Source organism: Cyanobium sp. BA20m-14 (assembly GCF_024346295.1).
Genome location: NZ_JAGQCR010000071.1, coordinates 1 through 12,879 on the forward strand (window position 1 = coordinate 1; position 12,879 = coordinate 12,879).

A 12,879-nucleotide genomic window follows, 5' to 3' on the forward strand; every position below is an offset into this window, starting at 1 on the left:
GCACCACCCGCCGCGGCGATGTGTGCAACAAGATCGGCACCTATCTCAAGGCTCTGGCCGCCCACGACAACGGCGTGCCCTTTTATGTGGCCCTGCCCGCCTCCACGATCGACTGGACGATTGGCGATGGCGTGGCCGAGATCCCGATCGAGGCCCGCAGCGCCGAGGAGGTGACCCACATCCAGGGGCGGGCCCCGGATGGCGCGATCACGGCCGTGCAGCTAACGCCAACGGGCAGCGCCGGCTTCAACCCGGCCTTCGATGTGACGCCGGCGCGGCTGGTGACGGCCCTGATCACCGAGCGGGGCGTGGCTGCAGCCACCGAAGCTGGATTGGGGCAGCTCTACGCGGGCTGAGATCGGAGTGCGTCGCCCACCTAGCGTCAGGCCATCTGGCCCCCTGCCCTTGCCTGCCGCCCCCGGCTCCGAGCCCGAATTGCGCCGGCAGCTGGTGGCCGCTGCCCGGCGCATGAATGCCTGCGGCGTCAACCAGGGCACCTCGGGCAACCTGTCGGTGCGCATCCCTGGCGGGATGTTGATCACCCCCAGTTCCCTGCCCTATGAGCAGATGGAACCGGCCGATCTGGTGGCCCTGGATCTGGCCGGCGCCCCCAGGGATGCAGGCGCCAGGCGCCCTTCATCGGAGTGGCGGCTCCATGCCGACATCCTGCGCAGCCGCCTTGAGATTCAGGCGGTGCTCCACTGCCACTCCATCCAGGCCACGGCCCTGGCCTGCCATGGCCGCGCCATTCCGCCCTTCCACTACATGACGGCTGTGGCCGGCGGCGATGACATTCGCTGTGCCCCCTACGCCCCCTTTGGCACTGCCGAGCTCTCAGGCCTCGCCTTGGAGGCTCTCACCGATCGGCTGGCCTGTTTGTTGGGCCAACACGGCCAGGTAGCTCTCGGGAACAGCCTGGACCAGGCCCTGCGCATCGCCATCGAGGTGGAAACCCTTGCCCACATGTATCTGCAGGCCCTGCAGCTGGGCGAACCGCCCCAGCTTTCGCCCAGCCAGATGGCGGTGGTGCAGCGGCAGTTCCGGGAGCTGCACTACGGCGCAGGTGCGGCCGCCGGCTGAGAGCGGGCCAACCACAGCCCTGCCCCGCCGGCCAGCAGCACCAGGCCAAAGCAGAAGCCCGTCCATACCGGCAACCCCCAGCCCACCACCGCTAGGGGGGCCACCACCGTGATCACTCCGCCCGCCAGAAATGGTTGCAGCAACAGCTGTTTGATCGAGAAGGCGGACAGGGCATCGCTCTGGTCTTCCGGGTCGGCCATGCGCAGCAACAGCAGGCCGCTGGCGGCCACGCCGGTGGCCTGGCCGAATTCGATCACCGCCCGCTCAAACCAGTCGGCCGGCAGCACCCGCGGCGCCAGCAGCAGCACCACAGCCAGGTTCCAGGCCAGTCCCCCCAGGGCCAGAACCGTCAGCGGCAGCCAGTCGGCCTGCAGCAATTTCAGGTTTAGACCTGCGGTGGCTGCCGTGATCAGGAGATCGGCGGCAAGGGTGCTGAGTTCGCTCTGGATTGGCGCCGAGGCCAACTGGCTGCGGCCACTGCGCTCCAGGACCCAGCGCACAAACAGTGAACCCAAAATGGCCAGGGGAAACACCGGCAGGGCCTGCGTCACTGCGGCCACGCCCCCGCCCAGGGGCAGGGTGAGTGCCCGCAGGGCCAGCAGCAGCAGCTCTCCCACCAAAACAGCCACCCCCACCAGGGCCAGATTCACGGCCCAGGCGGCGGGTCCAGCCGGGCTGGCGGCCGCACTGGCCCCTTCGCCCTGGGTGGGTTTGGTCGGGCTGGTTGCCAGTAACCAGCCCTGGCGCCTGGCCAGCACCACCACGAGGCCTCCCACCAGGGTGGAGCTCAGGAGTCCCACGGTGGCCATAGCCAGGCCCAGATCCTGTCCACCGGGGAAGCCCAGGGCCGCGTAGCTGGGGCCCATGGCCGCGGCGGAACCATGGCCGCCTTCGTAGGCCACTTCGATCAGGCAGGCCATCACCGGGCTGACCCCCAGCAAGGGCTGCAGCACCAGCAGCACCGCCAGGCCGCCCACCACGTACTGGCCGAAGGCCAGTACCAGGGCCAGGGACACCTGGCCTGATACCGGTCGCCACAGGCTGCCGAGCTGGGGCAGAGGTTTGCTGAGCATCAGCGAGCCAAATACCAGGGTGAGCAGCACCAGCGGCAGATCGGCCCATAGCTCCAGCACCGGCACCGGCAGCAGGGGCAAGGGGCCGCCCGGCGCCAGCAGCAGGCCAAGCAAGCCGGCCACCAGGGCCTCCGGGATCCCCCAGAGCCGTAGCTTCAGAGCCGAACCGATCCGCCGCCCCAGGGCGAGGGTCAGGCTGAGGGCTGCGATGGCCAGTACCAGCCAGCCCAGTTTGGGCAGGGCCTCGATCCAGAGTTCGGGTGGGTTCACAGTTGGAAGTGGCGGCGGAAAAAGGCTTCGGTGGCTTCCAGCACCTCGATTCGAACCGCACCGCTGCGGAAGCCGTGGCCCTCATTGGCAAACAGATGCACCTCCACCGGTATGCCTTGGGTCTGCAGGGCAAGGGCCATGCGCTCGGTTTGGGCCGGCGGCACCACCTGGTCATCGAGGCCCTGGAAGAAGATTACGGGGCAGTGGATCTGCCCGGCATGGGCCAGGGGTGAGCGGGCCTCGTAGGTGGGGCGCGCTTGGGGCCAGGGGCCGATCAGCCCATCGAGATAGCGGGCTTCAAAGCGATGGCTCTCGCTCGCCAACGCGCTGGGGTCGCTGACGCCGTAGCGGCTCGCGCCGGCGCGAAAGACATCCGTAAAGCAGAGGGCGGCCAGGGCAGTGAAGCCACCGGCACTGCCGCCTTCGATGGCGATGCGCGCACCGCTGGCTTTTCCCGCCGCCACCAGGGCCTGGGCAGCGGCGGCACAGTCGGCCACATCCACCACGCCCCACTGGCCATCGAGTCGCTCCCGGTAGGCCCTGCCAAAGCCGGTGGAGCCGCCGTAGTTCACATCCAGCACGCCCCAGCCCCGCGAGGTCCAGAACTGAATGCCCAGGTTCAGACCCCGGCGGGCCATGCCGGTGGGGCCGCTGTGGCCCTTCACCAGCAGCGGCGAGCTGGCGCAGGCCCCGGTGGCGGGCGGATAGAACCAGGCATGGGTCTGCTGCCCCCCATGGCCGGCAAACCAGAGCGGCTCGGGCCGGCTGATCGCCTCCAGGGCCAGCGGGCAGGGGGCCACGGGCGTGTGTCGCCAGCTGCCGCCGGCGAGCTCCAGCTCCAGCAGCCCTTCCGGGATGGTGGGGCTGCTTGCCACGGCCACCAGCTGGCCGGCTTCGGCGCAGAGGGCGGCCAGGTCGTCGAAGGGCACACCTATGGGCTGCCAGGCCTCTGGTGTGCCCACGCGCTCGGCGGCCAGATCCACCCGGCCCAGCTGCCAGACGCCACGGGTGCAGGCGGCGGCAATCAGCTGCTCGCCGTCCCAGGCTGTGGTGGCCATCCCGTAGACCCACTGGGGCATGGCGAATTCGGCCTCGAGCGGCAGCAGGGGCTGCCAGCTGCCGGTGCCGATCTCCAGCCGTTGCAGGTTCCACCAGCCCGTGGCGTCGCTGGCCACCACCAGCTCGGTGGGGCCGATCCAGAGCGGCTGAAATATCGAGCTGGCCAGCGGGCTTTCCGCCCCGGAGCCCGCCCCGGAGCCCGCCACCGGCCGGGGATCCTCCAGGGCTCCGGCGGCGGTGATCCGGGCCAGCCACAGCTGGCTGCGCTGCCAAGGCATCCAGGGTTGGCGCCACTCCACCCAGGCCAGCTGCCCGCCATCGGGGCTGAGGGCGGCATAGCCGCAGAAGTCGGCTGCCAGGTGCAGGAGCTCCGGCTCGCCCCCGGCTAAGGGCACCGCTACCAGTTGGTCGCGGCCCCCGGCCTCCATTACGCCCAGCCAGCGCTGGCGCTGGCTGTCGATCAGTCCATCGGCGAAGGCGCGATCGGTGGGGCTGGTGAGACGGCTGGGCTGGCTGGGGGCGGCCCCACCTAGCTGGAGCTGCCAGAGGCAGCGGTCGCCGTCATCGACGAAGACCAGCGTGTCGTTGGCCAGGGCATAAACGCCGCCGCCATAGCCGTGCACCCGGCTGCGCAGGTTCCAGTGGCCGGGGGTGAGCTCGCGGGCTTGGAGCCCAGCGGGCTCACGCAGCATCAAGGTGGTGCGGCCCTGCTCCTGGGGGCGTTGCTCCAGCCATAGCAGCCGTCCACCCCTGAGCTTGGGCTCCTTGATCGTTGGGATGCACCCCTCCACCAGCGAGGCGGCCAGGGGCCCTTGCTCCAGTTCGGCCCGTGCCGGCCCCCCCAAGGATGGCTTCAATACTGGGCCCAACAGATCGTTCAACAGATCGTTCAACGGCTAGTCCAACGGGGAGTTCAAGGCGAGTTCAAAGGCGAGTTGAAGAGTGTGCTGTTCAACCTGGCCCCCCAACCTGGCAGCAGGGGGCGGCTGTTTGGGCGTACCGGCTTAAGATCGGCCTTATCTATCCAAGTATCCTTTGGCCCCCAGCTCCGCTGCCAGCTTTGCCCAGATGGCTCGCACCGCGGTGCAGGCCAGCCGCGGCGTGCAGGTGCCCAAGCAGGCGCTTGAGCAGCCCCCCCTCACCATCCACACCCTGGGCGATGCCGAGCTGCGCACCACCGCCAGGCGCATCAGCAAGGTGGATGGGAGCGTGCGCGAGCTGGCCCGCAACATGCTGCGCAGCATGTACAGCGCCAGTGGCATCGGCCTGGCCGCCCCCCAGGTGGGCGTGAACAAGCAACTGCTGGTGATTGATCTCGATCCCGAAAATGCCGCCGCCCCGCCGCTGTTGCTGATCAACCCGGAGATCAGCTCTTTTGGGGCCGCCATCGAAACCTATGAGGAAGGCTGCCTGAGCATCCCTGGCGTCTATCTGAATGTGGTGCGTCCAGCTGCCGTTGAGGTCAGCTTCCGCGATGAGCTGGGCCGCCCCCAGCGGCTCAAGGCCGATGGGCTGCTGGCCCGTTGCATCCAGCATGAAATGGACCATCTCAGCGGGGTGTTGTTCGTAGACCGGGTCACCGATGAGCTCAGCCTCAACGAGGGGCTCCAGGAGAAGGGCTTCCAGCGGGCCGACGTCCACACCATTCGCTGAGCTTTCCACCATGCCAATCAGGTTTTCCCCATGCCGATGAAGCCCTTGGCCGGGCTGTTCCTGGCCCTGGCCTGCCTGCTCGGAATCGCGGCCACCGGCTCGGTGTTTGAGCTCGCCTATGGCGATCCCGACCTGGGAACCCAGCTCACCGGCTGGATTCTGGGCTTGAGCCTGCCGGGCACCCTCTTGGCCTTGCTGGTGGCCATTCGCATCAACAAGCCTGCCTAGCCGGGGCTTCCCAGGGTGCATACGATTGCATAGATAACTACTCGATGCCGCGATGCGTTTGCCCGATCCCCGCACCCCTGCGCTTGCTCTGGCAGCATTCACGGCCGTTCTGGGTGTCTGGGCACCCGATCCTTCCCGGGCCAGCGCCCTGTTTCAAGCGGTCGACCTGAGCCAGGAAAGCTTTGTGCTCGTGGCGGCGCCGATCGGGGATGGCACGCGAGCCCAGCTCAACATCTACGAACAGGTGAAGCCCACCCGGCCCTGCTTTGCAGTGGTGCCTGGCGCGCCGGCGCCGGTAGAGCCGCTGCTGGGCAGCTTTGATTTCACCGGCATCTGCAGCCGCTTTATCGATGCCAATGGCTACTCCGTGCGGGTGGGCGGCGACGATCTGGCTGCCAGCTACCGGCTCACCGTCGTGCGCAAAAGTGGCGACAACCTGTTGCTGGCCATGCCCACCAAGGCCGGGGCGGGGCCGGAAATGGTGGTAGCTCGCACCCAGGGTTCCGGCACGGGTTTTCTGCAGCTGGTGTTTGAACCGGGCTGGCAGCTCAAGCGCCGGGCCTTCGGCGGCCGCAACTTGGGCCACGTCTACGTCTATCGCGAGGGCTGGCCCGATGCCCTGGCCCAGCCGGTCCTACCTGTCAATCCTGACCAGTCCGTTCAACCTGTACAACCCGTACAACCTGTTCAACCAGTAGTGCAGCCGGTGCAGCCAGTACAGCCTGGGCGGCCCCAGCCAGGCGAACCCCAGGTATGAGGCTGTTGCTACATTGAACAACTCCGTGAGCAGCGCAGCGCTTCATGACCCAGGTCACCGTCGGCGAAAACGAAGGCATTGAATCGGCCCTGCGCCGCTTCAAGCGCCAGGTGTCCAAGGCGGGCATCTTTGCCGACCTCAAGCGCCTGCGCCACCACGAAACTCCCGTAGAGAAATACAAGCGCAAGGCCCAGCAGCGCCGCCGCCGCCGCTGAGTCACCAGCTCATTGCAACTGGTCAAAAGACCGGTAGGTGAGAGCTTCAGCGATTGCAGCTGCACTTATTTGAGGTTGGGCACCAAGGTCGCTGATTGTCTGGGCGACCCGTAGCAGTCGGGCCCCGGCCCGGGCGCTCAGTTGCCGCTGCCGTAAGGCTCCCTCCCAAACCAGCAGGGCCTGGGGCTCCAGCTGCACCACCTGATGCAGGACGCCGCCGGGAATGCGGCCATTGCTGCAGCCGGCGGGGTTGCGGCCGGCCATGCGCCCGCGGGCCCGCAGTACCCGTTGCCGCACCACGGCCGTTGACTCGGGCCCATCCTCATCGCTGTGCTGGCGAAAGGGGGCGGTGAGGGCGTGGCTGCTGGGGCGGCGCATCACCACCTGCAGGTCGATGCGATCCAGCAGGGGGCCTGACAACCGCCCCCAGTAGCGCTGCCTTTGCCCTTCGCCACAGCTGCAGCTGCGCTCCGGATCCCCCAGCCAGCCGCAGGGGCAGGGGTTCGTGGCTGCCACCAGGGTGATCTGACAGGGAAAGCGGGTGCGTTGTCGCGCTCGGTGGATCCATACTTCCCCGTCTTCCAGCGGCTGGCGCAGCTGGTCGAGCACCGCCCGCCGGAATTCGGCCAGTTCATCGAGGAACAACACCCCGTGGTGGGCCAGGGCCAGCTCGCCCGGGCGCGGCAAGCCGCCGCCGCCGAGCAGGCCCGCTGCCGAGCAGCTGTGGTGGGGGCTCCGAAAGGGTCTGGTTTCGAGTAGGCCCTGGCTGCTGTCCAGCAGCCCGGCCACCGAGTGGATGGCCGTGAGCTCAAGGGCCTCGGCGGGGTTCAGGGCTGGCAGCAGGCCGGCCAGTCGCTGGGCCAGCATCGTTTTGCCGCTGCCGGGCGGGCCGCAGAGCAGGAGGTGATGGCCTCCCGCCGCAGCGATCTCGAGGGCGCGGCGGCCATGGGCCTGGCCCTTGACGGCGGCGAGATCGCCGACCTCCGGGCCAGTTGGGCCTGGCCGGCGCGCCTGGGGGCCAAGCGGCTGCAGGTTCTGATGGCTGGCGTGCGGATGCTGCAGGTGCCAGAGCACCTGGTTCAGATCGCTGGCACCCCACACCTGCAATCCGTCCACCAGGGCGGCCTCCCAGGCATTGGCCTGGGGCACCACCAGGGCCCGGGCGCCGTGCTGGCGGGCGGCGATGGCGATGGCCAACACCCCCCGGATCGGTCGCAACTCCCCATTGAGGGCCAGCTCCCCCGCGCTCCATACCGCCTCGCTGCTCGCTTCGGCCAACTGGCCTGAGGCCAGCAGCAGCCCCAGGGCGATCGGCAGGTCGAAGCCGGGCCCCTCCTTGCGCAGGTCGGCCGGGGCCAGATTCACCACCACCCGCGTCTGGGGCACTTTCTGGTTGCTGTGGCGCAGGGCGGAGCGCACCCGCTCCCGGGATTCCTGCACGGCGGCATCGGCCAACCCCACCATCTGCAGCCCCGGGAGCCCCGGTGCCAGATCCACTTCCACCAGCACAGGCCGGGCCTCCAGCCCGAGCAGCGCCGCCGTCTTGCACCGTGCCAACATCCTGCCTGGGGCCACTGGCTTGTTAGTGCCACCCCTGTCCCACCCCTGGTGCCCCTGTGAGCCAAGACACGATCTTTGCGCGCATCCTTCGTGGCGAGATCCCCTGTGATCAGGTGTTTGCCGATGAACACTGCCTGGCCTTTCGGGATGTGGCTCCCCAGGCGCCGGTGCACGTGCTGGTGATTCCGCGCCAGCCCATCCCCGAGTTGGCCCAGGCCAGTGCAGAGGATCAGGGCCTGCTGGGCCATCTGTTGCTGGTGGCGGCACGGGTTGCCCGCCAGGAGGGGCTAGAGGCCTTCCGCACTGTGATCAATAGCGGCGCGGCAGCCGGGCAAACCGTTTTTCATCTGCATGTGCACGTGATCGGTGGGCGTCCCCTGGCCTGGCCCCCGGGCTGAGCGCGGCCCGGCAACAATGGCCTGATCTAGCTCCCCCCATGAATTTCTTTAAGGCCCTACGCGATCAGCTAGCCAAGCTGCAGCGTCTCGCCCAGCCCTACTTCCTGCCGGTGGACGACACCCGGGGCTGGCAGTTCCTGTTGCTGGTGGCCGCGCTGCTGGCGGTGGTGGTGGGCAGCACCTTGCTACTGCTGACTGGGGTGCTGGCCCTCAGTGGGGCCCTGATCCCCGAATTGCGCAGCCGCTTTTTGCCGGGGGTGCCGGAGCAGGTGGCGGCGATCTGGCGTAGCCCGATCGGGCCGCTGGTGATGGTGTTGCTGGCCGGTGGGCTGGGCTGTTTTGTGGCCTTTCGCGGCAAATTGAGGCAGGGCCGCTGGCTGCCCTGGCTGCTGATGGGAGTGATCACCCTGCTGATCCTGGTGATCAATGGGATAAATGTGGGAATCAGCTTCATCGCTCGCAATATTGAAAATGCCCTGGTGGCCTATAAGGCGGATGATTTTTGGAAAATCGTAGCCATATATGCTTTTTGTCTGGTGCTGGCCCTGCCTATCCGGGCGATCCAGAGCTACCTGATTCCCAAGCTTGGCTTGTTATGGCGAGAGTGGCTGAGTGGGCGCTTATTAAATCGCTACCTCTCTAATCGGGCCTATTATATTCTCAACCCAAACGACGAGTCGATCGAAGAAATTGATAATCCAGACCAGCGAATTTCCCAAGATGCGGCCAGTTTTACTGGCACTAGCTTGAGCGTTGTTGTTGAGATCATCGCAGCCCTGCTCACTTTCGCCAGTTTCATCATTGTCCTATGGAACATCAGCGACCAACTAGCCTTGGTTCTGTTGGTGTACTCGGTGGGGGGCACGGGTTTGATTGTGTTTGCAAGCCGTAAGCTGGTCAATCTAAATTATTTGCAGCTCAAGCTAGAGGCCGATTTTCGTTATGGCCTGGTGCATATCCGCGACAATGCCGAGTCGATCGCCTTCTACCGCGGAGAGCAGCAGGAAGCCAACGAGGCCCAGCGGCGGCTGGGCGGGGCGATTAAAAACTATGACCGTTTGATCGTCTGGGAAGCCCTGATCAGTGTGATCCAGCGCTCCTATGATTACTTCTCAAGATTTTTGCCCTGGCTGGTGATTGCGCCGATCTACTTCGCCAAGCAGGTTGATTTTGGTGTATTTACCCAGGCCAGCATTGCCTTCAGCCAGGTTTTGTTTTCGGTGAGCTATATCGTTAACAACATCGATCGCCTCGCCGCCTTCTCCGCTTCGATCAGCCGTTTGGAGGGATTCCAGGGCAAGGTGGATGCGATCGGCACTGAAGCCGCCGCCCTAGAGGCCCAGCTGGCGGCCACCAGTGGGGGCCGCGACGACGGCTCGATCCTGGTCAGCCATGTGGACCTGGTGCCGCCCCGCACCACCCGCACACTGATTCGGGATCTGAGCCTGGAGGTGAATCGCAGCCAGCGCCTGCTGGTGGTAGGCCCTTCCGGCTGTGGCAAAACTTCTTTCCTGCGCATGGTGAGCGGCCTTTGGCCGCCGGCATCCGGCCGGGTGGAGCGGCCCAGCGAGGGGGAGTTGATGTTCATTCCCCAGAAGCCCTACATGCTGCTGGGCAGCCTGCGGGAGCAGCTCTGCTATCCCCAGCAGCCGGATCGCTTTAGCGATGGCCAGCTGCGCCATGTGCTTGAGGAGGTGCGCCTGGGCGAGCTGGTGCAGCGTTATCCCGACCTAAATATCATCCAAGACTGGCCCCGGCTGTTGTCCCTGGGCGAGCAGCAGCGTTTGGCCTTTGCCCGCCTGCTGCTCAATTCACCCAGCTTTGTGGTGCTCGATGAGGCCACCAGCGCCCTCGATGTGGCCACGGAGCGCCACCTCTATTCCCTGCTAAGCGAGCGGGAAATGGCCTTTGTGAGCGTGGGTCACCGCCCCACCCTCACCGCCTTCCACGACACGGTGCTGGAGCTCGACGGCAGTGGTAAGTGGCGACTGTTGCCAGCGGCCGGCTATGACGTGGGACGTCATGCCTGATCCCATGCCTGCTGAGACTCCAACTACCAATCCAACCACTAGTTCAACCACCAGTGCCACTACCGGCGACATTCCGGCTTTTGGCTGGAGTGGCTACGCCGAGCGGGTCAATGGTCGTTTTGCCATGGTGGGCTTTGCGGCCCTGCTGCTGATCGAGGCCATCAGCGGAGACACCTTCCTGCACTGGGCTGGCCTGGTGCCCTGAGTCATCTCCCTGAGTGCGGCCAAGGCCTCTCACTTGAGGCCTTGGCCGCACTCAGGGGATCTGGATCAGGTCTACTTGCCAGATCCCGTTGCGACTCACCTGCACGGCCAGCTGGCGGCCATCGGCCTGGAGTTGCACCGCTTTTGGCACACCGTTGGGCACCATGGCGATCGGCTGCAGGCTCTGCAGCGAGCGGCGGTAGAGCACCAGCTCGGTGCGGCCTTCCAGCTGGCGTACCAGGGCGATTTTTTCCCCAGCTGCATCGACACTGACGCTCAAGGGCTGGGCATCGGCCCGGTTGAGGCCCAGCAGGGGCTGGGGCTGCTGGCGCTCCAGATCGAGCAGCATCACCTGCTCCCGCCCGCCCCGGCCACTGATCAGGGCCAGCCAGCGACCCGAGAGAGAAGGCTCCCGCGTGGCGCCCAAGGCCTCGAGGCGGCTGTTGAGTGGGCTGATTGGCCTCGGCATCGGCCCCATGCAGCTGCCCAGCAGCAGGGCCATGGCCAAGAGGGTGCCTGTGGCCGTTGCAAGGTCAGGCACCCTCATGGGGGGGCTCCAGGACCGCCCCCCTGGATGGCCATCCCGCCCGGGCGGTCGGGCTCCAGCAGGCCAGTCAGATCAAACAACTGCACCCGCACCTGGCCATCGAGGGCCATTTGCACGGCCAGCCGACCCGCCTCCGGGGCCAGGCTGAGCCGCAGGGCGGTGTGATCGGCCGGCAGGGGCAGCCTGTGCAGGGCCCCGCTGAGCCGATCTTCGATCAAGGGCACCCGCTGGCTGCCCTGCTGCACCAGGGCAGCCACGTAGCGGCCGTTCCAGCTGAGGGAGGGGGAGCTGTGGGGCTGGTGTCTCTGGAAGTGGCGCAGGTTCACGACCCGCCCGCTGGGTTGTTCCTGTAGCAGCAGGGTGGGCCCACTGCTGCGTTCCACCACTGAGGCCAGGAGCCGCCCCTGGCCGCTTAGGGCCGGCTCCTGGCGGCTGGCTTCACCGAGGCCGCCGGCGGGGCCGGCACTGCGGCGGCCGAACCAGGGTCCGCCGCTGCAGCCTGCCAGGAGCAGGAGGCAGGCTGGCAGCAGCAGGGCTGCCAGGGCTGGCGCCGGATTGGGTTGGTTCAGGGCGCCTCAGTCGTCGAAGCGGGAGCTGTTGTCCCGGGGCCGGGGTTCGCCAGGTCCGCGGGGTTTCAGCGGAGTGAATTCTGCATCGCTGATCTGCTCGCTTGCCCCAGAGATGGGAGAACCCTGGGGGATTCCGGCTGGCCCGGTTGGGGGGGCAACCTCAGGGGTGGTGGCTCGCCTGGTGGAGCGGGGCATGGCCTCAGGTGCTGCAGTGGGTCGGCTGCCCCGGCGCGGTTCTGGGGTGGCATCACGCTCGCGGCGGCGGGAGCCGAAATCGGTGCCTGGCCTGGCGGCTGACCGTGCTGAGCCGCTGAAACGGCTGGGCTCAGGCTCCTGGCTTGGGCTTGCCCAGTCGGCCTGGGCCGGCCTGCGGCTGGCTGCCCGCTCGGGGATGGCCGTGCGGTTGGGCCGGCGTGCCCTGTAGAAGTCTTCGTCTTCGCTTTCGTCTTCGCGGGAGGGAATGCGGCGGCGCAGGGGCTGGGGCTCATCAAAGCGATCCACATCAGCTTCACCCCAGGTCCTTCCGCCCACCCGGGCGCGGGCGGGCCCCGGGGTGGGCATCGGTTCGTCGTCGTCGAAGTAGGAAGAGCGCCGCGCCTGCTCGGTTGTCACACCCCGCAGCCGGACGCTTTCGTAGGCGAAGAAAACGGTGGTGGCGGCCAGCAGGAACTGGCCAAACTGGAGGATGGGGTCTAAGCGCCAACCCTGAAAAAACAAAATGCCGCCGCAAAGCAGGCCAATCGCCGCGAAGAAAACGTCGTAGTCGCGGGCTAGGGCGGGCTTGAAGCTCCGCATGAAATAGAGCAGGGCGCCGCCGACGGCCAGCACAATGCCCACGATGCTGGCCCAATTCAGGCTGGCATTAACCACGGCGTCTCACCCGTTCAACCATTTGCCCACTGTAGGCAGAGGGGCCAGTGTAGGCAGGCTGCCTGGGCTGCCTACACTGGCCCCGGCTCTTCAGAGGCGACGATCGAGGCGATCGTTCTGGCTGATCAGCACCAGGGCAATGGTGATGGGCACCACCACGATCACGGCCCCCCAGGCGAGGCTGCTCAGGAAGTTGGCAAGGGAAGGCGTCATAGCGGGCCAGTTTTGAACGTAAACCGTGCCCCAATCCTAGGCAGTGGTGGCGGGTTCCTACGCTGGGAACCCAGCTGCTTAGAGCTTTGTGACGGCCCTGCCCTCGTCTTACCTGTCGTGGCACTCCTTGGCGTCAGGGGCCCATCTGGTTTT

15 protein-coding genes and 1 pseudogene are annotated in these 12,879 nt (G+C 66.8%); 9 read left to right on the forward strand and 7 right to left on the reverse strand.

Features of this window, described 5'->3' with window-relative positions:
* Nucleotides 1-356 (forward strand): annotated as a pseudogene (locus tag KBZ07_RS08410) (S-methyl-5-thioribose-1-phosphate isomerase); the annotation flags it as partial.
* A 49-nt stretch (nucleotides 357-405) separates the two neighbouring features.
* Nucleotides 406-1,080, forward strand: coding sequence for a class II aldolase/adducin family protein (locus KBZ07_RS08415; protein WP_254931189.1), 675 nt, complete (start codon nucleotides 406-408; stop codon nucleotides 1,078-1,080).
* On the opposite strand, the gene KBZ07_RS08420 is transcribed toward KBZ07_RS08415, so the two are convergent.
* Both KBZ07_RS08420 and KBZ07_RS08425 read right to left on the reverse strand, forming a co-directional pair.
* Nucleotides 1,053-2,423, reverse strand: a complete 1,371-nt coding sequence (locus KBZ07_RS08420) for a sodium/glutamate symporter (protein WP_254931190.1) — start codon at nucleotides 2,421-2,423, stop codon at nucleotides 1,053-1,055. The two genes, KBZ07_RS08415 and KBZ07_RS08420, sit on opposite strands and share 28 nt — an antisense overlap.
* The gene (locus KBZ07_RS08425) at nucleotides 2,420-4,327 is read right to left on the reverse strand and encodes a prolyl oligopeptidase family serine peptidase (RefSeq protein WP_396123979.1); all 1,908 of its coding nucleotides are present in this window, start codon (nucleotides 4,325-4,327) and stop codon (nucleotides 2,420-2,422) included. The genes KBZ07_RS08420 and KBZ07_RS08425 overlap by 4 nt, the downstream gene beginning before the upstream one ends.
* 223 nt (nucleotides 4,328-4,550) lie before the next feature.
* Here KBZ07_RS08425 and def point away from each other — a divergent pair, with 223 nt between their 5' ends.
* Genes def through rpsU form a run of 4 tightly spaced genes read left to right on the forward strand, consistent with a single transcriptional unit; the run spans nucleotide 4,551 to nucleotide 6,335 of the window.
* Nucleotides 4,551-5,135 (forward strand): peptide deformylase, encoded by a 585-nt coding sequence (gene def / locus KBZ07_RS08430; protein WP_254931191.1) that lies wholly within the window; start codon nucleotides 4,551-4,553, stop codon nucleotides 5,133-5,135.
* Between the two features lie 30 nt (nucleotides 5,136-5,165).
* A complete protein-coding gene (locus tag KBZ07_RS08435) occupies nucleotides 5,166-5,363 on the forward strand; it encodes a hypothetical protein (protein WP_197151584.1) in 198 nt (65 codons plus the stop codon).
* 52 nt (nucleotides 5,364-5,415) lie between these two features.
* The gene (locus tag KBZ07_RS08440) at nucleotides 5,416-6,120 is read left to right on the forward strand and encodes a DUF3747 domain-containing protein (protein ID WP_254931192.1); all 705 of its coding nucleotides are present in this window, start codon (nucleotides 5,416-5,418) and stop codon (nucleotides 6,118-6,120) included.
* Between the two features lie 44 nt (nucleotides 6,121-6,164).
* Nucleotides 6,165-6,335: a 30S ribosomal protein S21 gene (gene rpsU / locus KBZ07_RS08445; RefSeq protein ID WP_010304532.1), complete on the forward strand. Its 171-nt coding sequence runs from the start codon at nucleotides 6,165-6,167 to the stop codon at nucleotides 6,333-6,335.
* Nucleotides 6,336-6,344: 9 nt separating this feature from the next.
* Here rpsU and KBZ07_RS08450 read toward each other — a convergent pair whose 3' ends face one another.
* Nucleotides 6,345-7,895 (reverse strand): YifB family Mg chelatase-like AAA ATPase, encoded by a 1,551-nt coding sequence (locus KBZ07_RS08450; protein ID WP_254931193.1) that lies wholly within the window; start codon nucleotides 7,893-7,895, stop codon nucleotides 6,345-6,347.
* A 56-nt stretch (nucleotides 7,896-7,951) separates the two neighbouring features.
* On the opposite strand from KBZ07_RS08450, the gene KBZ07_RS08455 reads away from it, so the two are divergent.
* The 3 genes from KBZ07_RS08455 to KBZ07_RS08465 are packed head-to-tail and all read left to right on the forward strand — an operon-like array spanning nucleotide 7,952 to nucleotide 10,528.
* Nucleotides 7,952-8,293, forward strand: coding sequence for a histidine triad nucleotide-binding protein (locus tag KBZ07_RS08455; protein WP_197151579.1), 342 nt, complete (start codon nucleotides 7,952-7,954; stop codon nucleotides 8,291-8,293).
* Nucleotides 8,294-8,331: 38 nt separating this feature from the next.
* Nucleotides 8,332-10,323, forward strand: a complete 1,992-nt coding sequence (locus KBZ07_RS08460) for an ABC transporter ATP-binding protein/permease (protein WP_254931194.1) — start codon at nucleotides 8,332-8,334, stop codon at nucleotides 10,321-10,323.
* Nucleotides 10,324-10,327: 4 nt separating this feature from the next.
* Nucleotides 10,328-10,528: a chlorophyll a/b-binding protein gene (locus KBZ07_RS08465; protein WP_254931195.1), complete on the forward strand. Its 201-nt coding sequence runs from the start codon at nucleotides 10,328-10,330 to the stop codon at nucleotides 10,526-10,528.
* Nucleotides 10,529-10,579: 51 nt separating this feature from the next.
* On the opposite strand, the gene KBZ07_RS08470 is transcribed toward KBZ07_RS08465, so the two are convergent.
* From KBZ07_RS08470 to psbX, 4 genes are all read right to left on the reverse strand, one after another.
* A complete protein-coding gene (locus KBZ07_RS08470) occupies nucleotides 10,580-11,074 on the reverse strand; it encodes a hypothetical protein (RefSeq protein ID WP_254931196.1) in 495 nt (164 codons plus the stop codon).
* Nucleotides 11,071-11,460, reverse strand: coding sequence for a hypothetical protein (locus KBZ07_RS08475; protein WP_254931197.1), 390 nt, complete (start codon nucleotides 11,458-11,460; stop codon nucleotides 11,071-11,073). Before KBZ07_RS08475 ends, KBZ07_RS08470 begins: the two co-directional genes overlap by 4 nt.
* 189 nt (nucleotides 11,461-11,649) lie before the next feature.
* The gene (locus KBZ07_RS08480) at nucleotides 11,650-12,513 is read right to left on the reverse strand and encodes a Ycf66 family protein (RefSeq protein WP_254931198.1); all 864 of its coding nucleotides are present in this window, start codon (nucleotides 12,511-12,513) and stop codon (nucleotides 11,650-11,652) included.
* A 90-nt stretch (nucleotides 12,514-12,603) separates the two neighbouring features.
* The gene (psbX, locus tag KBZ07_RS08485) at nucleotides 12,604-12,726 is read right to left on the reverse strand and encodes a photosystem II reaction center X protein (RefSeq protein ID WP_197151570.1); all 123 of its coding nucleotides are present in this window, start codon (nucleotides 12,724-12,726) and stop codon (nucleotides 12,604-12,606) included.
* Between the last annotated feature and the right edge of the window lie 153 nt (nucleotides 12,727-12,879).